Raw genomic sequence first — 21,300 nt, 5'->3', positions numbered from 1 at the left:
GCCTTGCGCGGTTTGTAGTTTGCTCAGCTCAGGGCGTTCAGCCCAGCGGCGTCGTCAGGCGCACGATCTCGGCCCAGCCATTGGTTTCGAAGATGGGACACATTTCGGCCACACGCACAGCGGCGTTGAAATCCTCGGCCTGGATCACCGAATAGCCGGAAATGGTGCTGGTGGCCGACTTGGGGCCGAGCAGGCGGCTCTTGACTTCGACTGCTGCGTGGCTGAGGCTGCCGCGGTCGAGCACGGCCGTGCCCAGCGCATCGAGCCAGGCGGCCCAGCGGTCCAGGTGTTGCTCCGCCTCTTCCGGCTCGCCGCCGGGTGCGCCGTGGTAAATGATCAGGAATCGCTCCATGCTGGCTCCTCCATGCTGATGGAGGCCACCTTAGCAGAAACACCACGCCCGGTGCGCACTGCTGGGTGCAGCGGCGCGGGCGCCGTTCAGGCAGCCAGATCCGCCCGGGCGTCCATCTGGTCCAGCAGGGCGCCCAGCGCCACCGGACGCGAGAACAGATAGCCCTGCATATAGGGCCGCCCGTGCGCGGCGAGGAAGGCCGCCTGCTCGGCGGTCTCGATGCCTTCCGCGACGACCCGCAGCCCCAGGTGGCGCGCCATGGCCAGCACCGATTGCACGATCGCGGTGCCGTTCTGGTCGTGCGGCATGTCGCGCACCAGGCTCTTGTCGATCTTCAGTTCGTACAGCGGCAGCCGTTTCAGGTAGGACAGGTTCGAGTAGCCGGTGCCGAAGTCGTCGATCGAGAAGCGGATGCCGAGCTCGGAAAGCGCGCGCATGCGCGCCACGGTCTGGTCGATGTCGTCGATCAGCAAACCCTCGGTCACTTCGAAGATCAGCTGCTGCGGCGGCGCTCCGGTCTCCGCCAGCACGGCGCGAACCTGCTCGACGAAGTCCGGCTGGCGGAACTGCAGCGGGCTGACGTTCAGCGACAGCGGCAAACGATGGCCGGCGGCGTCCAGCGCCAGCCAGGCCGCGCAGGCCTGGCGCAGCGCCCACTGGCCCAGGGGGACGATCAGGCCGCCGGCTTCCGCAACCGGGATGAAGACGTCCGGCGGCACCATGCTGCCGTCGGCGCGGGTCCAGCGCATCAGGAGTTCGGCGCCGGCCGGCGTGCCGGCATGGTCGACCTGCAGCTGCAGGTGCATGGCCAGTTCGCCCCTGTCCAGCGCCTGGCCGAGGTCGTGCTCCAGCGTCAGCTTTTGCTGGGCGTCGCGCAGCATGCTCCTGGCGAACAGGGCGACGCTGTCGCGGCCGCCGGCCTTGGCGTGGTACATCGCGGTGTCGGCTTCCAGCAGCAGCGCGTCGGCCGTCGCGCCGGCATCCAGCGGCAGCGCAATGCCGATGCTGGCGGCAATGCGGAAGCCATGGCCGTCGATGTCCAGCGGCGCGGCGAGGGCGGCGCGGATCTGGTCCGCCATTGCCAGCGCGGTCCGGGTCGCCGCATCGGCGTCGCCGGGCAGGTTCCCGATCAGCACCACGAATTCGTCGCCGCCGATGCGGGCCACGGTGTCGCAATCGCGTACGGCCTCGAGCAGACGCGCGGCGGCGTGCCGCAGGAGGGCGTCGCCGGTCGAATGACCGCGGGCGTCGTTGACGTTCTTGAAATTGTCGAGATCCAGGTAGAGCAGGGCGCCCAGTCCGCGTCCGGCGTTCGCCGCCTCTACCATCGCTTCCAGGCGCTCGACCAGCAGGCGCCGGTTGGCCAGGCCGGTGAGGACGTCGTAGAAGGCCAGACGGTGGATCGCCTCCGCTGCCTGGCGCTGCTGCGTGATGTCGCGGCCGACGATGACCCAGTGGCTGGCGCGTGCGCCCGGCGGCGCGAAGGGCACCATCTCGATCTCGACCCAGAAAGGCTCGCCGGCCTTGGTATAGCTCATCAGCTCGGTATTGCAGGGCTGGCCCTTGCGCATGGCGCCGACGATGCGGCCGACCGCGGCCTGGTCGGACTGCGGGCCGAGCAGCACGCGCAGGCTGTGGCCCAGGATCTCGCTGCGCGTGTAGCCGGTCCGGCGCAGGAAGGCGTCGTTGACGAAGGTGACCGGCTGGGTCACGTTCTCGCCTTCGACCGCCCTGGTGATCAGCACCATGTCGTTCAGGCGCGCCAGCGCCGCCGAGGTCAGTTGCAGTTCGCCGTTCAGGGTGTGCGCATCGCCAAGCGAGCGCGACAGGCCTTTGAGCAGGGTGCCGCAGGTCAGGGTCAGCATCGCGCCGACGCCGATGTAGTTCAGCGCGGCCAGCAGGGAGGCCTTGAACGGCTCATGCTGCCAGCCGGGGACGCTGAAGGTGACGTGTCCGCTGTTGCCGAGCGCGACCAGCAGGACGGCGCCCAGCGCGAGGGCAAGCATGGCCGGGCGCAAGCTGAGCAGGATGGCGGCGATCACTGGCGGACCCAGCAGGTAAGTCATGCTGGCGGTGCCGACCGAGAGCATCAGGGTGATCGCCAGTGCGTACACGACGGCGAGGAAATGCATCACCCGGACCGTGTAGCTGAGCCGGCCGAGGCGCCAGATGGCGAAGATCCAGGCCAGCGCAATCGTATCCGCCACTGCCACCGGCCACAGGCCCTGCTGGACCAGGAAGGGGATGACTGGCAGGGTCGCCAGCGCGCCCACCACCAGCACCACCGACAACAGCGATGAGAAAATGCGTTCGCGCCAGGAGGCGATATCGCGGACTTCAAGCATGTGGACGCTCCGACATCGCGCACGGCCCGCCGCGCTGCGAATTAATTGCAACGGAGCATCATAGTTTGCCGAGCTTTAACTGTCACCCTTTTGGTGCACTTGTCTACTGCGCTATTGTTCAGTAACAACAACAACTCAACGGTGCACCACCACCATCAGGGCTTTCGCCTCCGTCTTGCCGGCATTGCGGATGGTGTGCGCGACGTCCGCCGGGTAGCGCGCCGTCGCGCCATGCTTGACGCGCTTCTTTTCCAGGCCCACTTCGAGTTCGACCGCGCCGCTCAGGACCGTCAGGTGTTCGCTGGTGCCCGGATCGTGCGGCTGCGAAGCCAGTTCGCCGCCCGGCGCCAGCGTCAGTTCGTACCACTCGTACTTGCCCGCCAGGTCCATCGGGCCGAGGATGCGCAGCGAATAGCCGGCGTGGGCGCCGGGCAGGGTCGGGATCTCGTGGGCGTCGACCACGCGGATCATGTCGCTGCTGCGTACTTCGGAGGACAGCAGTTCGCCGATCTGCACCCCAAGCGCATTCGCCAGGCGCCAGGTGATGGCGATGGTCGGATTCGCCTTTTCGCGCTCGATCTGCGACAGCATGGACTTGGACACGCCGGCGATGCGCGACAGGTCTTCCAGCGTCAGGCCGCGCGCCAGGCGCAGGCGCTGCAGGGTGGCGCCGACTTCGGGCGGTGCGCTCGCCGGGGCGGCGGGCGTCAGGGTGCTTACCATTTTATTCATTTGGACTTGTTTGCCGACTTGCTTGCCAACTGTGATAGCCGGGAGTAAGATTCGATATATTGAATTTCTGTTCGAGATAAAGAACTCAGTTCACTACATCGAACGGATCAACGGTACAACATCCGCCACCAAATGACAAGGACGAGGAAGACAATGAGCGACCAGGCATTCTATAGCGCCCTCCAGACGAAGCTCGACACGCTGCAGACCGAGGGACTGTTCAAGCCCGAACGCGTGATCGCATCGCGCCAGGGCGCCGAAGTCGTGGCCGCCGATGGCCGCACGCTGATCAACATGTGCGCCAATAACTACCTCGGCCTGTCGGGCGATCCGGAAACCCAGAAGGCCGCCGCCGCCGCGCTGGAAAAATACGGCTATGGCCTGTCCTCGGTGCGCTTCATCTGCGGCACCCAGACCGTGCACAAGGAACTGGAGCAGAAGCTGTCCGAATTCCTCGGCACCGAAGACACCATCCTGTACGCCGCGGCTTTCGATGCCAACGGCGGCGTGTTCGAGCCGCTGTTCGACGAGAACGACGCGATCATCTCGGACGCCCTGAACCACGCTTCGATCATCGACGGCATCCGCCTGTGCAAGGCCGCGCGCTACCGCTACGCCAACAACGACATGGCGGACCTGGAAAAGCAGCTGATCGCCGCCACCGACGCCGGCAAGCGCCACAAGATCATCGTCACCGACGGCGCCTTCTCGATGGACGGCACCATCGCCCAGCTGGACAAGATCGTCGAGCTGGCCGAGAAATACGGCGCCCTGACCATGATCGACGAGTCGCACGCCTCCGGCTTCATGGGCAAGACCGGCCGCGGCACCCACGAGCACTTCAACGTGATGGGCAAGATCGACATCATCACCGGCACCCTGGGCAAGGCCCTGGGCGGCGCGATGGGCGGCTTCACCTCCGGCCGCAAGGAAGTCATCGAAACCCTGCGCCAGAAGTCGCGCCCCTACCTGTTCTCGAACAGCCTGGCGCCGATGATCGCCGGCGCCTCGCTGGCCGTGCTGGACCGCATCAGTAAAAGCACCGAACTGCGCGACCGCCTGCACGAGAACACCGCCTACTTCCGCAAGGAGATCGAGCGCATCGGCTTCACCATCAAGCCGGGCACCCACCCGGTGGTGCCGGTGATGCTGTTCGACGCGCCGGTGGCGCAGAAATTCGCAGCCCGCATGTTCGAACTGGGCGTGCTGCTGTCGGGCTTCTTCTACCCGGTGGTGCCGATGGGCCAGGCGCGCGTGCGCGTGCAGCTGTCGGCGGCGCACACCCGCGAACAGCTCGACACCGTGCTGAAGGCATTCGAACAAGCCGGCCGCGAGCTGGGCATCATTAAGAACTAAAACAGAAATAGGTAAAGCATGGAACGCATCCTCATCATCGGCGCCAACGGCCAGATCGGCAGTGAACTCGTGACCGCGCTGGCGGAACAGCACGGCGCGCAAAACGTCATCGCCTCCGACATCGGCGAAGCCAACGTCTACGGCGCGGCGCGCTATACCCGCCTCGACGTGATGGACCGCGATGCCGTGGCCCGCATCATCGCCGAGGAAGAGATCACCCAGGTCTACCAACTGGCCGCGCTGCTGTCGGCCACCGGCGAGAAAGCCCCGCTGAAGGCCTGGAGCCTGAACATGGACGGCCTGCTGAACATCCTGGAAATCGCCAAGGCGCGCGTCGAAGCCGGCAAGCCGCTGAAGGTGTTCTGGCCGTCGTCGATCGCCGCCTTCGGTCCGAACACCCCGGCCGAGAACACCCCGCAGTACACGGTGATGGACCCGACCTCGATCTACGGCATCAGCAAGCTGGCCGGCGAGCGCCTGTGCGAGTACTACCACGCCAAATATGGCGTCGACGTGCGCAGCATCCGCTACCCGGGCATCATCAGCTTCAAATCGCCTCCGGGCGGCGGCACCACCGACTATGCGATCGCCATCTTCCACTCGGCGCTGAAGGGCGAGACCTACGAGTGCTTCCTGGGCCCGGAAACCACGCTGCCGATGATCTACATGCCGGACGCGATCCGCGCCACCATCGAACTGATGGATGCGCCGCTTGATGCGGTCGCGATCCGCTCCTCGTACAACGTGGCCGGCGTGTCCTTCAACCCGCGCGAACTGGCCGCCGCGATCCAGGCGAAGCTGCCGGCTTTCGAGATCGCCTACAAGCCGGACAGCCGCCAGCAGATCGCCGATTCCTGGCCGAAGAGCCTGGACGATGCGCGCGCGACCGCCGACTGGGGCTGGAAGGCGCGGATCGGGGTTGAAGAGATGGTGGCGGACATGCTGGAAAACGTCGACGTCGGGCAGACAGCCTAAAAAAAGATTTTTCAGGAGACAGCTCATGGATATGAGCGTATTTGACCTATTCAAGATCGGCATCGGCCCATCGAGCTCGCACACGGTCGGCCCGATGGTCGCCGCGCGCCGTTTCCTGCTCGAGTGCGGGGACCTGAGCGAGGCGGTCGGCGTCGAAGCCCACCTGTATGGTTCGCTGGCGCTGACCGGTGTCGGCCACGCCACCGACAAGGCGGTGATCCTGGGCCTGATGGGCGAGACCCCGCAGGGCGTGGACCCGGACAGCGTCGAGGACAAGCTGGCCGAGGCGGAGCTGGACGGCGTGCTCAAGCTGCTCGGCACCAAGGAAGTGCCTTTCCAGTACGCTACCTCCCTGGTATGGCACAAGCAGTCGACGCTGCCCGAGCACCCGAACGGCATGAAGTTCGTGCTCAAGCTGGCGGACGGCAGCATCATCGAGCGCATCTATTATTCGGTGGGCGGCGGCTTCATCACCGCGGCGGGCGAAAGCCAGAGCCGGGCGCCGAGCGAGGGCGGCACCGCCGTGCCTTTCCCCTTCGATACCATGAGCGACCTGCTGGCGCAGGGCAGGGCGGACGGCCTGTCGATTCCGCACATGCTGCGGGCGAACGAGCTGGCGCGCATGACCGAAGAAGAGCTGAACGCGGGCCTGGACCGCATCTGGCAGGTGATGCGCGACTGTATCGCCCATGGCCTGGTCACCGAAGGCCAACTGCCGGGCGGCCTGAACGTCAAGCGCCGTGCGGCGAACCTCTGGAAGCAGGCGCACTGCGACGCCGGCAACCGCCGTAACGAACTGCCGCACGACGCCACCCACCACGTGACCCTGTACGCGATGGCCGTCAACGAGGAGAACGCGGCCGGCGGCCGGGTCGTGACCGCGCCGACCAATGGCGCGGCCGGCATCATCCCGGCGGTGCTGCGCTACTACGCCGAAGACTGCCGCCCGAGCGATGCGGCGAAGGGCATCCGCGACTTCCTTCTGACCTCGGCGGCGATCGGCATGCTGTGCAAGAAGAACGCCTCGATCTCGGGCGCCGAGATCGGCTGCCAGGGCGAGGTCGGCGTGGCCTGCGCAATGGCGGCGGCCGGCCTGGTGGCGGCGCTCGGCGGTTCCAATGAGCGCATCGAGAACGCGGCCGAAATCGGCATCGAGCACCATCTCGGCATGACCTGCGACCCGATCGGCGGCCTGGTGCAGATCCCCTGCATCGAGCGCAACGGCATGGGCGCGATCAAGGCGATCACCGCCGCCTCGCTGGCGATGAAGGGCGACGGCACCCACTTCGTCAGCCTCGACAACGTGATCGAGACCATGCGCCAGACCGGCTATGACATGCAGGCCAAGTACAAGGAGACGTCGCTGGGCGGTTTGGCCATCCACGTGGTCACCGTCAACCACGCCGCGTGTTGAGCGTAGGGTGGGGTCATCCCAGCCGGGGGCTGGGATGACGTTCCCACGCATCGCACCTGAACAACTACGGTAAAAAGACAAGTTTGCTGCAGTCGCACTATAATCAATAGTCAACGTCCGCCAACTTCGATCCCGCTTACCGTATGCACTATGTGTCCACCCGCGCGACCAGCGCGTCCGCAGCACGCAATCCCCAGCGCTTTTCCGACATCCTGCTGGGCGGCCTGGCGCCGGACGGCGGCCTGTATCTGCCCGCCGACTATCCGCAGGTGACCGGCGCCGAGCTCGATGCCTGGCGCGGCTTGTCCTACGCCGAGCTGGCCTATGAAATCCTGCGCAAGTTCGCGACCGACATCCCCGATGCCGACCTGAAGGCGCTGACCAGCAAGACCTACACGCCCGAGGTCTACCGCAACGCGCGCGCCGATGAATCGAGCGAAGAGATCACCCCGCTGCGCGTGCTCGAAGACGGCGCGCAGGGCAAGCTGATCCTGCAGGGCCTGTCGAATGGCCCGACCCTGGCCTTCAAGGACATGGCGATGCAGCTGCTGGGGAATCTGTTCGAGTACGCGCTGGCGAAGAACGGCGATGAGCTGAACATCTTCGGCGCCACCTCGGGCGATACCGGCAGCGCCGCCGAGTACGCGATGCGCGGCAAGCGCGGGGTCAAGGTCTTCATGCTGTCGCCGCACGCGAAGATGTCGGCGTTCCAGACCGCGCAGATGTTCAGCCTGCAGGACCCGAACATCTTCAACATCGCGGTCGAAGGCGTGTTCGACGATTGCCAGGACATGGTCAAGGCGGTCTCGAACGACCTCGAATTCAAGGCCCGTCACAGGATCGGCACCGTCAATTCGATCAACTGGGCGCGCGTGGTCGCGCAAGTGGTGTATTACTTCCGCGGCTACCTGAAGGCGACGACGTCCAATGCGCAGAAGGTCTCGTTCACGGTCCCGTCGGGGAACTTCGGGAACATCTGCGCCGGCCACATCGCGCGCATGATGGGCCTGCCGATCGCGAAACTGGTGGTGGCCACCAACGAGAACAATGTGCTGGACGAGTTCTTCCGCACCGGCGTCTACCGCGTGCGCAAGCCGTCCGAGACCTTCCACACCAGCAGCCCGTCGATGGACATCTCGAAGGCTTCGAACTTCGAGCGCTTCGTCTACGACCTGGTGGGCCGCGATGCCGAGCGCACGCACGCGCTGTTCCGCAAGGTCGATACGCAGGGCGGCTTCGACCTGTCCGGCGCGCCGGGCAGCGACGGCGACGAATTCAAGCGCGTGGCCGAATACGGTTTCGTGTCCGGCTGCTCGACCCACGAAGACCGCCTGGCGACCATCCGCGAAGTCTTCGACGACTACGACATCACCATCGACACCCACACCGCCGACGGCATCAAGGTCGCGCGCGAGCACATCGAGCCGGGCATCCCGATGATCGTGCTGGAGACCGCGCTGGCCGCCAAGTTCAACGAGACCATCCTGGAAGCGCTGGGCATGGACGCGGCGCGCCCGGCCGGCTTCGAGAACATCGAGGCGCTGCCGCAGCGCTTCATCGTGATGAAGCCGGACGTCGCGCTGATGAAGGCGTATATCGCCGAAAGGAGCGGCCGATGAACGCCGCAGCGACGCCGGCCCGCAAACCCCTGATGCCGGTGCGCGAGGCGCTCGACTTCCTGCTGGCCGCGGCGCGGCCCGTCGACGGCGTCGAACGCGTGCCGACGCTCGAAGCGAACGGCCGCGTGCTGGCTGAAGACCAGGCATCGATGCTCGACGTCCCGGGCGCCGACAACACGCAGATGGATGGCTACGCGGTACGCGCTGCGGATTGCGCCGGCGGCGCGGCCAGCCTGAAGGTGGCCCAGCGCATCCCGGCCGGCCAGGTCGGCACTTACCTGGAGCCCGGCACCGCCGCGCGCATCTTCACCGGCGCCCTGATTCCGGAAGGCGCCGATGCGGTGGTGATGCAGGAGCAGTGCGAGCTCGATGGCGACGTGGTCACCGTCAGGCACGTGCCGCAGCCCGGCGAATGGATCCGCCGCCAGGGCGAGGACGTGCGCGCCGGCGCGGTCATCCTGCCTGCCGGCACCCGTTTGCGCAGCCAGGAGCTGGGCCTGGCCGCATCGGTGGGCCTGGCCGAGCTGCCGGTGCGGCGCCGCCTGCGCGTGGCCGTGTTCTTCACCGGCGACGAGCTGGCGATGCCGGGCGAGCCCCTGCAGCCGGGCGCGATCTACAACTCGAACCGCTTCACCTTGCGCGGCCTGCTGGAGAACTTCGGCTGCGAATTCACCGACTACGGCATCGTGCCGGACTCGCTGCAGGCGACCCGCGATACGCTGCGCGAAGCGGCCCGCGATCACGACCTGATCATCACGTCGGGCGGCGTCTCGGTCGGCGAGGAAGACCATATCAAGCCGGCGGTGGAGGCGGAAGGGCGGCTGAACATGTGGCAGATCGCCGTCAAGCCGGGCAAGCCGCTGGCCTTCGGCGAAGTCAATCGCGAAGCGGGCGGTTCGGCGTTCTTCCTCGGCCTGCCGGGCAATCCGGTGTCCAGCTTCGTGACCTTCCTGCTGTTCGTGCGGCCCTTCCTGCTGCGCCTGCAGGGCGTGAGCGGCGACGTGGCGCCACGCGCCATCCAGATGCGCGCCGACTTCGACTGGCCGAAACCTGACCGCCGCAACGAGTTCCTGCGCGCGCGCATCAACGAACAGGGCGGCCTGGACTTGTTCGCCAACCAGGGCTCGGGCGTGCTGACCTCGACCGTGTGGGCCGATGGCCTGATCGACTGTCCGCCGGGCCAGGCGATCGCGCGCGGCGACATGGTGCGCTTCATTCCCTTCAGCTTCCTGCAACACTGAGTCCTACAGGTTTACATGAATATCAATCTGCGATTTTTTGCCAGCGTGCGCGAGGCGGTCGGTACCGCCGGCGAAACGGTCACCCTGCCCGAAGGCGTATCGACCGTGGGTGCGGTACGCGAATTCCTGATCGCGCGCGGCGGCGTCTGGGCCGAGACCCTGGGCCACGAGCGTGCGCTGCGCATGGCGTTCAACCATGTGATGTGCGAGCCGGAGACGGCGATTCGCGAGGGTGGGGAGGTGGCTTTCTTCCCGCCAGTGACGGGCGGTTGAAGCGGAACGTGGGCACGGGTCCCCACCCTACGGTGATCGGTCGTGGTGACGGGGTGCCGGCGTAGGGTGGGCACCCCGTGCCCACGAGCCACAATCAAGCCAAGGTTTTTTCCGCCAGCGCCAGCAGCTTCGCACAATTTTCGTTACGCGACCCGTAATCCTTCCACGCCGTCGCGCGCGCAATCTCCTGCCACTTGCGCAGCGACTCGCCGCTCAGGTCGACCGTGCGGCCGCCCTTGCCCTGGAACAGCGCCGCCACCGCCGCATCGTCCATCTGCGCCGACTTGCGCGCAAAGGCTTCCAGCTCCGCGCCGACCGACATCAGCACGGCCTGCTGATCTTTTGGCAGGCGGTCGAAGGCGGTCTTCGAGATCAGCAGCGGCTCCAGCATGAACCAGTAGGCGCCGCCGCGCGCGGTGGTCACGTACTTCGACACTTCGTCCAGGCGGAAGGAGATCAGCGAAGACGAGGAGGTCATGGCCGCATCGAGCTGGCCCTTTTCCATGGCGCCGCGGATTTCGTTGGACGGCATGCTGACCACGTTGGCGCCGGCTTCCTTCAGGATCATGTCCATCTCGGGCGAGCCGCCACGCACCCGCAGGCCGGCCGCGTCTTCGGGGTTGACGATGGGCTTGCCCCGCGAGGCCGCGCCGCCGGCCTGCCAGATCCAGCTCAGGATGACCACGCCGCGCTCGGCCAGCATGCGGTTGAATTCCTTGCCGATCTCGGCATTCTTCCAGGCGTAGCCCTGTTCGTAGGAAGTTACCAGGCCCGGCATCAGGCCGATGTTCAGTTCGGGCAGGTCGCTGCCGGCATAGCTGAGCGGCACCAGCGCCATGTCGAGCTGGCCGCGGCTCAGGGCCGGGATCTGGTCTTCGCTCTTCATCAGCGAGGAATGCGGGTAGATCGAGAATTTGAGCCTGCCCCGGGTGCGGCGCTCGACGCCGGCCGCGAACATGCGGCACAGGCGGTCGCGGAAGTCGCCCTCGGCAACGCTGCCGCCGGGGAACTGGTGCGAGATCTTGAGATTCGTGGGCTGGGCCCATGCGGATTGAAGCCAGAGCGGACTGGTCGCGATTGCGCCCAGCAATGTCCTACGTGTCATTGCCGACATTTACATCCTCCAAGAATGTGATACGGACTACCAGACGAATCGCAGACCCCTCTGACCACCACCGCACTAGAGGCGTATGTCGTTCGTTGCAGATCTTCAAAGATCTTGTTGTACGCATAAGAATATGCCGAGCACGCTACAAGTCAAGACAATTGTTGTGCTCCTGCTCATCAAAATATGCTGCAGTGCATAGCGAAAAAGCACGATGCGCGCTGAGTATTACCCATGTGTTTGCAGGATTTCTTGCGCTGGCGCTGGAGAGCGGACGAAAAGCGCCCGCACAAATGAAAACGCCGCGGCGTGTTGCGCCGCGGCGTAAGGCTTTACCCGGTGCGGGTATTGGTGGTTTCAGCGCATCGGCAGCGGGTAGGTGGCGGGGCTGACGTTGCCGTCCTTGTCCACCGCCTGCACGCCGTACAGCACGTTATCCTTCGACATGTCGACGCGCGCCGTGGTGACATTGCCGACGTAGCGCGCACCCTGCCACAGCGGCGCGGTCGTCTCGCGCCAGACCACGCGGTAGCCGGCGACGTCCGGTTCGGCATTCGCCTTCCAGATCAGGTCGGTGCCGTTGTCCAGCGCCGCGGTCCTGACCTTCACCTCTTGCGGCGCGGCCGGGGCCAGCGCCAGCGAGGCCAGCGAAGCGGCGTTCACGCGCGTCACCTGGGCCACGTACTCGGGATCGACGAATTCCGGATAGTCGCCGATCTTCACGCCCTGTTCCACGCGCAGGTCCTGGTGCTGGTGCTTGAAGTCTTCGTTCGGCTCGGTGAAGCGCACCGCCGCATAGCCGGCGTCGAGGAAGGGGCTGTGGTCGCCGCCGCGCAGGTAGCGGTCGCGGCGGTAGATGATGTCGACCTTGAAGTCGGAAACGTAACGCTCGCCGGTCTCCTTGACGTGGCGCGCCAGCTGGCGCGTGATCGAATCGTTCTCGCCGCCGGTCACCAGCAGCGTGCGCAGTTCGGGCGAAGGCGCTTCCTTCAGCGGCGGCACGCCTTCGGCGAACAGGCGCACGCGCGAGCCGTCCTTCCTGCCCTTCTCGTCGTGCGAACTGCCGATGATGTCGTTGTTCAGCATGCCGGCGATATTCAGCCTGGCGGCCTTGGCCTTCTTCGCGAAGTCGCCGGCGCCGTACAGGCCCTGTTCCTCGGCCGCCACCGTCATGAAGACCAGCGTGGCGTCGAACTTGTGGCGCGCCATCACGCAGGCCATCTCGATCACGGCCGCGGTGCCGGAAGCGTCGTCGTTGGCGCCCGGCGCGTCGGCGGTGGCATTCATCACGTCGGTGACGCGGGAGTCGTAGTGGCCGCTGACCACGTACAGGCGGTCCTTCGAAGCGGCCTGGGTACCCGGCAGGGTGGCGACCACGTTGACGATCTCGGTCGGCTTGTCGATGCGGTTGTCGACCGGGTGCAGGTGGCCGTCGAAGCGCACCTCCAGCCGGCCGGCGCCGCAGCGCTCCATCTCGGACTTGATCCAGCGCCGCGCGGCGCCGATGCCGCGCGTCTCGGACGTCGTGTCCGACATCGTGTGGCGGGTGCCGAAGCCGACCAGCTTATTCACATAGGCCTGGATACGCTGCGGCGAGATCTCCTTGACGATGGCGTCGATCTCGGCCTGGCGCGCGGGCAGGGGCCGATCGGCTGCGGCTTCGGCGGCGAAGGCCGCGCTGTGTACGGACGCGGCGCCGGCGAGCAGCAGGGCCACGGAAAGCTTGGTGAGACGGGGCATGATTCTCCTAACGAAAGAACGGAAACGGCGCGGCCGCCATCGAGCCGCGCCGGAAAGCATATAGTAGTTCCGCCCGGATGTCGCGCCCCTCAGCCCGGCATGGTCCGGCGTGTTTACAGCGAGGCCAGATACTTGCGGATCGCGTCGTTGACCTGCTGCGGCTGGTCGATCATCGCGAAGTGCCGCGCCGGCGCCACCGTCACCACCTCGATCTTCGGCGCGCCCTGCATCAGCGCGCGGTAGTAGTCGGCCTTGGCGTCGGCGGTGAGCCCCTGCGCACCGCCGTCGATGTCGAAGAAGGGCGAGATCACCAGCACCGGCGCCTGGATGTTCTTCAGGCCGGGACGCAGGTCGAGTTCGATCACGTCGGCCGCATATTGGCCGACCGATGCCGGATCGCTGCGGCCGGTGAGCAGGGCGATGTCGTCGGCCCTGCCCATGTCCATCACGCCGATGGTGCGCATATAGCCTTGCTGCTGCGAGGCGAACAGCGACGCGTTGGCGCCGGCCAGCCGCGCCTTCATGGTCTGCGCATAGCGGCTGCGCTCGGCCGGCGGCAGGTCCTCGGTGCCGGGCATGACAGGCAGGCCGTCGATGGCGACCACGCCGCCCACCTGCGCCGGTTTGTCCTCGGCCACGGCGATGGCCATGGTCGCGCCCAGGCTATGGCCGACGATGACCGGCTTGTCCAGGCGGCGCTGTTCGATCAGCTTCGCCACCGCGGCACGCGCCGCGTCGAAGGCCTTGGCCGGCGCCGCGGGGCGGCCGTCGAAGCCGGGCAGGTTCAGGACGTAGACGGCATGCTCGCCGCTGAAGGCGCGCACCGTTTCCTGCCACACCCAGCCGCCGGTGGCCAGGCCCGGGATCAGGATCAGCGGGCGACCGGGTCGGTCCGCCTTGCCGTGCTTCTCCACCAGCACGCCATCGATCTCGAAGCGCTCGGCCGGGGCGATGGTGGCGGCGAAGCGGTTGGCCGGCGGGGCGGCCGTTTCCGCTGCGTGGCCTGGTCCGGACGAGAGCATCGCAACGAGGACGCCGACGGCGACGGGGAAAAGCGCGTAGGGTTTGCGGCAGGTGAAGAGGCTCATGCTGGCTCCTGGTCTGGGAAGAAGATGGTTTCGATCGGTCGTGCAAACAGTCTGGAAATCGCGAAGGCCAGCGGCAGGCTCGGGTCGTACTTGCCGGTCTCGATGGCGATCACGGTCTGGCGCGAGACGCTCAGCAGGTCGGCCAGGTGGGCCTGGCTCCAGCCGCGTTCGCCGCGCAGGTCGCGGATCAGGTTCTTCATCGGTCGAGCACCTTGCGCATGAAGGTCACGGCGCCGGTGCTGACGCCCATGCCGATCCAGACCCAGAACATCGAGATCTTGGGGAAGCCGGCGGTCTCGAGAAAACCGTAGGTGAAGGTGCCGGCCAGCGTGATCGCGGCGGCGACGGCGATGTTCTCCAGCAGGCGGATGCGCTGGTATTCGTCGATGCGGGCGACATGGCGCACGATGGTCCGGATCATCAGGCCGAAGCCGATCATCGGGGTGACCAGCACCAGGGTGCGCAGCCAGCCATCCTCCATCGGCCGGCCGTAGCGGATCGCGGCCGACAGCAAGACGGTATACACCACGAGCGCCGTCATCAGTTCGATGTAATAAGCGCGGGTAACGCGTTTCTCATGCATGTTGTCTCCTCGAGGTATGTAAAGGTCACTTGTCATGTAAAGCATGCTTGACACTGTAGGCCGTAAAAAATCCGATGTCAAGCACCCTTTACATATATTTTCGAGCACCCGGATCGACTACAATGCCGGCCCATGAGCACCCACCCCCAAACGCCTGATTCCGCACGCCGCGCCATCGTCATCGGCGGCGGCCCCGCCGGCCTGATGGCGGCCGAGATCCTGTCCGCCGGCGGCGTACAGGTCGACCTGTACGACGCCATGCCCTCCGTGGGACGCAAGTTCCTCCTGGCCGGCAAGGGCGGCATGAACATCACCCATTCCGAGGACTTCGACGCCTTCGCCGGCCGCTACGGCAAGCGCCGCGCCGAGGTCGAAGCCTGGCTGGCCGGCTTCAGCCCGCAGCAGGTGCGCGAGTGGATCCATGGCCTCGGCGTCGATACCTTCGTCGGCAGCTCGGGCCGCGTGTTCCCGACCGATATGAAGGCCGCGCCGCTGCTGCGCGCCTGGCTGCACCGCCTGCGCGAGAATGGCGTGCGCTTCCACATGCGCCATCGTTGGCTGGGCTGGCGCGAGGGGCAACTGGTGTTCGCCACCCCGGACGGCGAACGGCTGGACGCCGCCGATGCGACCGTGCTGGCGCTGGGCGGGGCGAGCTGGGCGCGCCTGGGTTCGGACGGGGCCTGGGTGCCGCTGCTCAGCGAAAAAGGCGTCGAGCTGGCGCCGCTGGTGCCGATGAACTGCGGTTTCGATACCGATTGGAGTGCGCATTTCAGCAGCCGCCACGCCGGCGCGCCGCTGACCACGGTCGGCCTGGCGGTGCAGGACGCGGACGGCCATGGTCTCTACCGCAAGGGCCAGTTCGTGGTCACCGCCACCGGCATCGAGGGCAGCCTGGTCTATGCGCTGTCCGCACACATCCGCGACCGCATCCTGCGCGATGGCGAGGCGACGGTCTGGATCGACCTGCTGCCCGATCACGATGCCGCGCGCGTACTGGCCGAGGTGACGCATCCGCGCGGCACCCGTTCGATGTCCAGCCACCTGCAAAGCCGGCTCGGGATCAAGGGCGTGAAATCGGGCCTGCTGCACGAATGCCTGAGCAAGGACGAGTATGCGGATCCGGCCAGGCTGGCGCGGGCCATCAAGGCGCTGCCGCTGAAGCTCGTCCGGCCGCGCCCGATCGACGAAGCGATCAGCAGCGGCGGCGGGGTGCGTTTCGAGGCGCTGGTCGGCCAGGCCGGCATGTTGCGCGCGTTGCCGGGCGTGTTCGTGGCCGGCGAAATGGTGGACTGGGAAGCCCCGACCGGCGGTTACCTGCTCACCGCCTGCTTCGGCAGCGGGCGCGCGGCGGGCCGGGGCGCCCTCGACTGGCTGGGCCGCGAGGACTGAGCCTGCTCAGTCCTCGAAATGCACGCTGCCGCTGCCGTTGCGGCTGACGGCGCGGTTGTCGGGGTTGCCATGGACGGTGGATTCGCCGCTGCCCGTCATCTCGACCTGCACCCGCTTGCTCGCATAGACGGCGCTGGTGCCCGAGCCCTGGTGCTGCAGCTCGACCTGCTCGGCGCGCAGGTGACGCGCGTCCAGCTCGCCGGAGCCGGCCAGCTCCGCATGCAGTTCGCGCGCGGCCCCGACCAGGGTCAAATGGCCCGAACCCTTGAGGTCCGCCGTCACGCGCTCGGCATTTCCGGCGGTGAATTCAAGCTCGCCGCTGCCCTGCAGGGCGGTCTCGATCTCGCGGTAGCGGCCGTGGAAGCGCAGGCCGGCCGAGCCGGTGAGGTTGACCTCGATTTTGTCGCCGGAGAAGCCGCTGACGTCGTGCTGGCCGCTGCCGGCGATGTTCAGGCTTTCGAGCGTGGGCAAGACCAGGATGACTTCGATCGGCTGGCGATGGCGCAACAGGATGCCGCGCGGGCCGATGTGCAGGGTGTTGCCCTCGACCGTGGTGTCGACGTTGGCCAGCAGGCGCTGTTCGCCGCGTACTTCGAGCGAGGCCTTGGTGCCCTGGCGCAGGGTCAGGTTGATCGGGCCGCTGACGTCGACTTCGGCCACATTCGCGCCGAGCGTGCGTTTTTCGGTGTCGACCAGGCGGCTGCCGGCGCTCGCCGCCCCGCCCGTGCCCTGGGCCCGTAGCATGCTGTAGGAAGCGCCGATCAGCAGCAGGGCGAGCAGCAGCAGGGCGAAGCCGGTTTTCATCAATGCGCGCATGGCAGCCCTCTCAGTGTCCCTTGAGCAGGGAAAAATTCATCTGGAAGTAACGCTTGACCCCATGCGCCGCGTAGCGCGTCACCACCAGCGACAGCAGGAACATCGCAATCCCGCCCAGCACCATGCCGAAGCCGAACAGGGTCTGGGTGGTGCGCGAGTCGGCGTCCATGTCGGTCGTGATGTGCAGCTGGTTGCCGGCCACCACCTCGGCGCCGCGGCGCAGGCGCGATGCCGGCCTTTCCTCGGTGCCGTCGGGGGCGGCGCCTTCCTCGTGCACGTTGATGCCCTTTTCGTCGATCTGGACCCGGATCTGGCGCTTGGCATCCGGATCGTCGCTGTCGATCTGGACGTAGCGGGTCGGCAGGTCGAGCCGCAGCTCGCTGTTGCCGGCCAGGCCGCTGGCGGTGATCGCGATCCCGCTCAGGTAGAAGGCCAGGGCCGCGGCGTACAGCGCCATCAGCAGGGCCGTGAACACCATCGCCGGCACGATCATGAAGAGGTTGAAGATGGCCAGGCCGGCGCCCGACACCAGTACCCGCAGCACCCCGGCCGGGTTGCGCTTCGGCGCCACGTTGAACTGCGGCGCGGCGGCCTGGGCACCGGCCTGGGCGCCGGCTTGCGCGCCGAGCTGCGCCTGATGGCTGTTGGCGCGCAGCGTCATCGCGATCCTGGTCGGCTCGTCAAGCTCCTGCGCCACCTCCTGTTCGCTGCGTCCGGCGTTCAGGCCGTCGACGAAGCGCTGTTCGTAGTAGCCCAGGGTCTTGGCCTGCAGCTCCGGCGGCAGGCCCAGCATGGCGCGTTTCAGCAGCTCGAGGTATTCCAGCTTTCCCATCGAATGCTCCGCTTCAGTTCCGCGCGACCATCAGCATGGCGTCCGTCGCCGGGTCGCCCGAGGCGCCCAGGCCGGGATGCCACAGCACCGCCATCGCGGCGGCGACGAAGGCGAGCAGGAGCAGGGTGCGCAGGGCCAGCAGGCTGTTCATTTGCAAATCCGATAACACTTGTTTCGATGATGCTACTGTACGCGTCACGGGTCCATCCCGCCACGCCCTTGCGACAGGCTGCAGTTTTCGCGGCCCAGGCTGCGTTTGGGTTGGACGACCGGCTTTCACGCCTTCGGGCTGAGGGTGAGGCGGGCCGCCGCCGTGCCGCTGCGTACCGCCGTCTCGAGGGTGGCCGGATAGTCGCCGGCGGTGTAGTCGCCGGCCAGGAACAGGCCGGGCAGGGCGGTGCTGTTCGCCGGTCGCACCAGGCCCGGGGTGCAGGCGAAGGTGGCGCGCTTTTCCGTCAATACGCGCTGCCAGCGCGGCTGCGCCAGGCCGGGTTGGCGGAAGGCCGCCGCCAGCTGGCTGGCGACCGCCGTGGCCAACGCGTCCTGCTCCAGGCTGGCCGCGTCGGCGGCGGCGCTGACAACCACCGCCAGCAGGCCGCCCTGGCCCGGATCCAGCTGGCCGCGGTCGAACACGAACTGGCCCCAGGCGCCATGTGCCGGATCGTCGAGCAGGGCGCAGAAGGGCTGGGGCAGGCGCAGGTCGGCTGCGTACTGCAGGTAGACCGTCGAGATCGGCTCGTACTCGAAGGCGTCCAGCTGCGCCGCCAGGGCATCCAGCTCGGGCAGGGCGCGCAGCAGGGCGGCGCTCTGCCAGGCCGGCGTGGCCAGGAGCACGGCGTCGGCCTCGGCCGCGTCGGCGCCGCTGCGCACCTGCCAGCCTGTGGCTTGCGGCGCGATCGCGTCGACGCGCGCACCGCACAGCACCTTGCCGCCGCGTGCCTCGATGTAGCGGCGCGCCGCCTCGGGGAACAGGGCGTCGAGCAGCACCCGTGGCAGCAGCATGTCGGAAGCCTTGCGCCTGGCGCCCAGGCTGTCGCGCAGCACCGCCAGGAACACGTTGGCGGAGGCGCGCTCGATCGGCGTGTTCAGGGCGGCCAGGCACAGCGGCTGCCACATCAGGCGGATCAGGCGCGGGGTCTGGCCGAAACGGGTCAGCAGTTCGGCCACGCTGCAGTCGAGGTTCAGGCCCCAGTCCATCCAGCGCGCGCTGGTGGTGAAGCGGGCCAGCGCCAGCTTGTCTTCGCGTTCGAGTCCCCTGGCGCGCAGCAGGGCCGCCAGCATGTGCAGCGGGGCCGGCAGGCGCGGCGCGACGAAGTCCATCAGGCCGCTTTGCGGCGGATAGCGCATCTGCAGCGGCAGGCGCAGCAGGGCGTCGGACTCGCGTACGCCCACCCGGCGCAGCAGCGCCAGCGTGTCCGCATAAGCGCCGAGCAGGATGTGCTGGCCGTTGTCGAGCATGGCTTCCCTGGCCTGCACGGCGCGGGCGCGGCCGCCCAGCGTGCGCGCGGCCTCGAACAGCGTGACGCGGGCGCCCTTCGCGGCCAGTTCGACGCCGGCCGCGCAACCGGCCCAGCCGCCGCCGATGACTGCGATGTGCTTAGCCACGGCGCTCAGCCACGGATGTAGGTTTTCCACGCCAGCCACAGCTTGCGCAGCGGCGTGAGGGAGATGCGCTGGTTCAGGACCTTGAAGTCGTCGCGTTCGATCTCGTCGAGGACGGTGCGGTAGATCGCCGCCATCATCAGGCCGGGACGCTGGGCGCGCCGGTCTTCCTTGGGCAGCAGGGCGAAGGCTTCGTCGTAGACGGCGCGCGCACGGTCGGCCTGGAATTTCATCAGCGCTTCGAACTTCTCGCTGTGGCGGAAATTCAGGATGTCGGCCGCGGTCACGCCGAACTGCTGCAGTTCGTTGACCGGCAGGTAGATGCGGCCCTTGCGCGCATCGTCGCCGACGTCGCGGATGATGTTCGTCAGCTGGAAGGCCAGGCCCAGCTTCTCGGCGTATTGCAGCGTCTGCGGATTGGTCACGCCGAAGATGCTGGCCGAGAGGATGCCGACCACGCCGGCCACATGCCAGCAGTATTTGCGCAGGCCCGCGTAATCGAGGTAGCGCGACTGGTCCAGATCCATCTCCATGCCGTCGACGATGGCCTGCAGGTGCTCCTGCTGCAGGTTGTAGGCCGCCAGGTGCGGCTGCAGCGCCTGGGTCACCGGGTGGGTCGGCGCGCCCTTGTACATGGCGGCCAGCTCGGTGCGCCACCAGGCCAGCTTGATGCGCGCCACCGACTGGTCATGCGTCTCGTCGACGGTGTCGTCGACCTCGCGGCAGAACGCATACAGCGCCGTGATCGCCCTGCGACGCTCGGGCGGCAGGAACAGGAAGCTGTAGTAGAAACTGGAGCCGCTTTGGACGGTCTTTTGTTGGCAGTAGTCGTCGGGAGACATAGATAAATAAGTCGTGGCGCGTGGTGCAAGTCCGCTATCTTAGCCGATCCGGGGCCGGCCGAGTACCATCGCGGCCTTACATCCTGGCGGCGCGCCATAGCAGCAGCGCCCAGTCCAGGCGCTTGAGCTGCGGCCGGCGCCGGAACACATCGTAATCCGCGCGCTCGATCGCTTCCAGGATCCGCAAACCGCCCTGCACGACCAGGCGCAGCTCCCAGCCGATCCGTCCGGGCAGCCGCGTGGCCAGCGGCGCGCCTTCCAGCATCAGTGCGCGCGCGCGCTCGACCTCGAAGCGCATCAGTGCGCGCCAGGCCGGGTTGGCCTCGCCCTGCACGATCTGGGCTTCGCCGACGCCGAAGCGCGCCAGGTCTTCCTGCGGCAGGTAGATACGGCCCTTGCCGATGTCGATGCCGACGTCCTGCCAGAAGTTGATCAATTGGAGCGCCGAGCACACCGCGTCCGACTCGCGCAGGCTGGTTTCGTCGACGGTGCCGTACAGGCCCAGCATCAGGCGGCCGACCGGGTTGGCCGAGCGGCGGCAATAATCCAGCAGCGCAGGGTAGTCGGCGTAGCGGGTGGTGACCACGTCCTGGCGGAAGGCGCTCAGCAGGTCGCGCAGCGGCTGCAGGGGCAGGGCGTGGCGGCGCAGGGCCTCGGCCAGGCGCGCGAACATCGGGTCCGCAGGCGTGTCGCCCCGTTCGATGATGTCCAGCGCCGCATCGTAGGCGTTCAGGCTGGCGAGACGCTCGGCCGGCAGCGCGTCACCCTCGTCGGCGATGTCGTCGGCGCTGCGCGCGAAGGCGTAGATCGCCTCGACCGCGGGCACCAGGCGGCGCGGCAGCAGGATCGAAGCGACGGGAAAATTTTCGTAGTGATCGACGGGCATTGAGAACTGACTCTAACGTCATTTACTGGCGGTGTTTGCATGATTATAATTGCTCGGATTTAATAAAAGAATATCGTCGCCGCCTTTGCCGCGCCAGCGCGGCCTGCCTC

Annotated in this window: 21 protein-coding genes; 7 read left to right on the top strand and 14 right to left on the bottom strand. The window is 67.1% G+C overall.

All coding sequences use genetic code 11. The features are described from left to right. Nucleotides 1–37 precede the first annotated feature (37 nt). The 3 genes from NX782_RS10360 to NX782_RS10350 form a co-directional block, all read right to left on the bottom strand. The gene (locus NX782_RS10360; protein ID WP_258845370.1) at nucleotides 38–352 is read right to left on the bottom strand and encodes a hypothetical protein; all 315 of its coding nucleotides are present in this window, start codon (nucleotides 350–352) and stop codon (nucleotides 38–40) included. A gap of 86 nt (nucleotides 353–438) precedes the next feature. Beyond that, a complete protein-coding gene (locus tag NX782_RS10355) occupies nucleotides 439–2,697 on the bottom strand; it encodes a putative bifunctional diguanylate cyclase/phosphodiesterase (protein WP_258845369.1) in 2,259 nt (752 codons plus the stop codon). A gap of 135 nt (nucleotides 2,698–2,832) precedes the next feature. Further along, the gene (locus NX782_RS10350; protein ID WP_370661785.1) at nucleotides 2,833–3,429 is read right to left on the bottom strand and encodes a helix-turn-helix domain-containing protein; all 597 of its coding nucleotides are present in this window, start codon (nucleotides 3,427–3,429) and stop codon (nucleotides 2,833–2,835) included. Between the two features lie 153 nt (nucleotides 3,430–3,582). On the opposite strand from NX782_RS10350, the gene kbl reads away from it, so the two are divergent. From kbl to moaD, 6 genes are all read left to right on the top strand, one after another. Next, nucleotides 3,583–4,785 (top strand): glycine C-acetyltransferase, encoded by a 1,203-nt coding sequence (kbl, locus tag NX782_RS10345; RefSeq protein ID WP_258845368.1) that lies wholly within the window; start codon nucleotides 3,583–3,585, stop codon nucleotides 4,783–4,785. Between the two features lie 18 nt (nucleotides 4,786–4,803). Next, entirely contained in the window at nucleotides 4,804–5,760 is a 957-nt protein-coding gene (locus NX782_RS10340; RefSeq protein WP_258845367.1) for an NAD-dependent epimerase/dehydratase family protein, read from the top strand. 25 nt (nucleotides 5,761–5,785) lie between these two features. Further along, a complete protein-coding gene (locus NX782_RS10335; protein WP_258845366.1) occupies nucleotides 5,786–7,174 on the top strand; it encodes an L-serine ammonia-lyase in 1,389 nt (462 codons plus the stop codon). 143 nt (nucleotides 7,175–7,317) lie between these two features. After that, the gene (gene thrC, locus NX782_RS10330) at nucleotides 7,318–8,793 is read left to right on the top strand and encodes a threonine synthase (RefSeq protein ID WP_258845365.1); all 1,476 of its coding nucleotides are present in this window, start codon (nucleotides 7,318–7,320) and stop codon (nucleotides 8,791–8,793) included. Then, nucleotides 8,790–10,034, top strand: a complete 1,245-nt coding sequence (locus NX782_RS10325; RefSeq protein WP_258845364.1) for a molybdopterin molybdotransferase MoeA — start codon at nucleotides 8,790–8,792, stop codon at nucleotides 10,032–10,034. The genes thrC and NX782_RS10325 overlap by 4 nt, the downstream gene beginning before the upstream one ends. 15 nt (nucleotides 10,035–10,049) lie before the next feature. After that, entirely contained in the window at nucleotides 10,050–10,307 is a 258-nt protein-coding gene (gene moaD, locus NX782_RS10320) for a molybdopterin converting factor subunit 1 (RefSeq protein WP_258845363.1), read from the top strand. A 94-nt stretch (nucleotides 10,308–10,401) separates the two neighbouring features. Here the strand turns inward: moaD and dctP are convergent, their stop codons facing one another. The 5 genes from dctP to NX782_RS10295 form a co-directional block, all read right to left on the bottom strand. Further along, nucleotides 10,402–11,421 (bottom strand): TRAP transporter substrate-binding protein DctP, encoded by a 1,020-nt coding sequence (dctP, locus tag NX782_RS10315; protein WP_258845362.1) that lies wholly within the window; start codon nucleotides 11,419–11,421, stop codon nucleotides 10,402–10,404. Nucleotides 11,422–11,769: 348 nt separating this feature from the next. Beyond that, the gene (locus NX782_RS10310) at nucleotides 11,770–13,152 is read right to left on the bottom strand and encodes a M28 family peptidase (protein WP_258845361.1); all 1,383 of its coding nucleotides are present in this window, start codon (nucleotides 13,150–13,152) and stop codon (nucleotides 11,770–11,772) included. A gap of 113 nt (nucleotides 13,153–13,265) precedes the next feature. Beyond that, a complete protein-coding gene (locus NX782_RS10305) occupies nucleotides 13,266–14,240 on the bottom strand; it encodes an alpha/beta fold hydrolase (protein ID WP_258845360.1) in 975 nt (324 codons plus the stop codon). Beyond that, nucleotides 14,237–14,440, bottom strand: a complete 204-nt coding sequence (locus tag NX782_RS10300) for a helix-turn-helix transcriptional regulator (RefSeq protein WP_258845359.1) — start codon at nucleotides 14,438–14,440, stop codon at nucleotides 14,237–14,239. The genes NX782_RS10305 and NX782_RS10300 overlap by 4 nt, the downstream gene beginning before the upstream one ends. Beyond that, entirely contained in the window at nucleotides 14,437–14,823 is a 387-nt protein-coding gene (locus NX782_RS10295) for a hypothetical protein (RefSeq protein WP_258845358.1), read from the bottom strand. Before NX782_RS10295 ends, NX782_RS10300 begins: the two co-directional genes overlap by 4 nt. Before the next feature lie 132 nt (nucleotides 14,824–14,955). On the opposite strand from NX782_RS10295, the gene NX782_RS10290 reads away from it, so the two are divergent. Next, nucleotides 14,956–16,212 (top strand): TIGR03862 family flavoprotein, encoded by a 1,257-nt coding sequence (locus tag NX782_RS10290; protein WP_258845357.1) that lies wholly within the window; start codon nucleotides 14,956–14,958, stop codon nucleotides 16,210–16,212. Nucleotides 16,213–16,218: 6 nt separating this feature from the next. Here NX782_RS10290 and NX782_RS10285 read toward each other — a convergent pair whose 3' ends face one another. From NX782_RS10285 to hpnC, 6 genes are all read right to left on the bottom strand, one after another. Next, nucleotides 16,219–17,028, bottom strand: a complete 810-nt coding sequence (locus NX782_RS10285; protein WP_258845356.1) for a head GIN domain-containing protein — start codon at nucleotides 17,026–17,028, stop codon at nucleotides 16,219–16,221. A 10-nt stretch (nucleotides 17,029–17,038) separates the two neighbouring features. Then, nucleotides 17,039–17,860: a DUF1700 domain-containing protein gene (locus NX782_RS10280; RefSeq protein ID WP_258845355.1), complete on the bottom strand. Its 822-nt coding sequence runs from the start codon at nucleotides 17,858–17,860 to the stop codon at nucleotides 17,039–17,041. Nucleotides 17,861–17,873: 13 nt separating this feature from the next. Continuing rightward, complete coding sequence (locus NX782_RS10275) at nucleotides 17,874–18,029, bottom strand: hypothetical protein (RefSeq protein WP_258845354.1); 156 nt, start codon at nucleotides 18,027–18,029, stop codon at nucleotides 17,874–17,876. Between the two features lie 107 nt (nucleotides 18,030–18,136). After that, nucleotides 18,137–19,474, bottom strand: a complete 1,338-nt coding sequence (gene hpnE, locus NX782_RS10270) for a hydroxysqualene dehydroxylase HpnE (protein ID WP_258845464.1) — start codon at nucleotides 19,472–19,474, stop codon at nucleotides 18,137–18,139. Beyond that, a complete protein-coding gene (gene hpnD, locus NX782_RS10265) occupies nucleotides 19,471–20,304 on the bottom strand; it encodes a presqualene diphosphate synthase HpnD (RefSeq protein WP_258845353.1) in 834 nt (277 codons plus the stop codon). The genes hpnE and hpnD overlap by 4 nt, the downstream gene beginning before the upstream one ends. A 76-nt stretch (nucleotides 20,305–20,380) precedes the next feature. Then, nucleotides 20,381–21,190 (bottom strand): squalene synthase HpnC, encoded by an 810-nt coding sequence (gene hpnC / locus NX782_RS10260; RefSeq protein WP_258845352.1) that lies wholly within the window; start codon nucleotides 21,188–21,190, stop codon nucleotides 20,381–20,383. Between the last annotated feature and the right edge of the window lie 110 nt (nucleotides 21,191–21,300).

The sequence above is a fragment of the Massilia norwichensis genome (assembly GCF_024753245.1).
GTDB lineage: Bacteria > Pseudomonadota > Gammaproteobacteria > Burkholderiales > Burkholderiaceae_D > Telluria > Telluria norwichensis.
Note: the sequence above shows the minus strand (reverse complement) of the source record. Positions and strands in the feature narration are given on the sequence as shown.

Bases quoted from the DNA above. Each gene is read 5' to 3' on its own strand.
- dctP (WP_258845362.1), bottom strand. From the start codon at position 11,421: ATGTCGGCAATGACACGTAGGACATTGCTGGGCGCAATCGCGACCAGT.
- kbl (WP_258845368.1), top strand. From the start codon at position 3,583: ATGAGCGACCAGGCATTCTATAGCGCCCTCCAGACGAAGCTCGACACG.
- NX782_RS10340 (WP_258845367.1), top strand. From the start codon at position 4,804: ATGGAACGCATCCTCATCATCGGCGCCAACGGCCAGATCGGCAGTGAA.
- NX782_RS10325 (WP_258845364.1), top strand. From the start codon at position 8,790: ATGAACGCCGCAGCGACGCCGGCCCGCAAACCCCTGATGCCGGTGCGC.
- thrC (WP_258845365.1), top strand. From the start codon at position 7,318: ATGCACTATGTGTCCACCCGCGCGACCAGCGCGTCCGCAGCACGCAAT.
- NX782_RS10285 (WP_258845356.1), bottom strand. From the start codon at position 17,028: ATGCGCGCATTGATGAAAACCGGCTTCGCCCTGCTGCTGCTCGCCCTG.
- hpnC (WP_258845352.1), bottom strand. From the start codon at position 21,190: ATGCCCGTCGATCACTACGAAAATTTTCCCGTCGCTTCGATCCTGCTG.
- NX782_RS10305 (WP_258845360.1), bottom strand. From the start codon at position 14,240: ATGAGCCTCTTCACCTGCCGCAAACCCTACGCGCTTTTCCCCGTCGCC.
- NX782_RS10280 (WP_258845355.1), bottom strand. From the start codon at position 17,860: ATGGGAAAGCTGGAATACCTCGAGCTGCTGAAACGCGCCATGCTGGGC.
- NX782_RS10360 (WP_258845370.1), bottom strand. From the start codon at position 352: ATGGAGCGATTCCTGATCATTTACCACGGCGCACCCGGCGGCGAGCCG.
- NX782_RS10310 (WP_258845361.1), bottom strand. From the start codon at position 13,152: ATGCCCCGTCTCACCAAGCTTTCCGTGGCCCTGCTGCTCGCCGGCGCC.
- NX782_RS10290 (WP_258845357.1), top strand. From the start codon at position 14,956: ATGAGCACCCACCCCCAAACGCCTGATTCCGCACGCCGCGCCATCGTC.
- hpnD (WP_258845353.1), bottom strand. From the start codon at position 20,304: ATGTCTCCCGACGACTACTGCCAACAAAAGACCGTCCAAAGCGGCTCC.
- NX782_RS10355 (WP_258845369.1), bottom strand. From the start codon at position 2,697: ATGCTTGAAGTCCGCGATATCGCCTCCTGGCGCGAACGCATTTTCTCA.
- moaD (WP_258845363.1), top strand. From the start codon at position 10,050: ATGAATATCAATCTGCGATTTTTTGCCAGCGTGCGCGAGGCGGTCGGT.
- NX782_RS10335 (WP_258845366.1), top strand. From the start codon at position 5,786: ATGGATATGAGCGTATTTGACCTATTCAAGATCGGCATCGGCCCATCG.
- NX782_RS10295 (WP_258845358.1), bottom strand. From the start codon at position 14,823: ATGCATGAGAAACGCGTTACCCGCGCTTATTACATCGAACTGATGACG.
- NX782_RS10350 (WP_370661785.1), bottom strand. From the start codon at position 3,429: ATGAATAAAATGGTAAGCACCCTGACGCCCGCCGCCCCGGCGAGCGCA.
- NX782_RS10300 (WP_258845359.1), bottom strand. From the start codon at position 14,440: ATGAAGAACCTGATCCGCGACCTGCGCGGCGAACGCGGCTGGAGCCAG.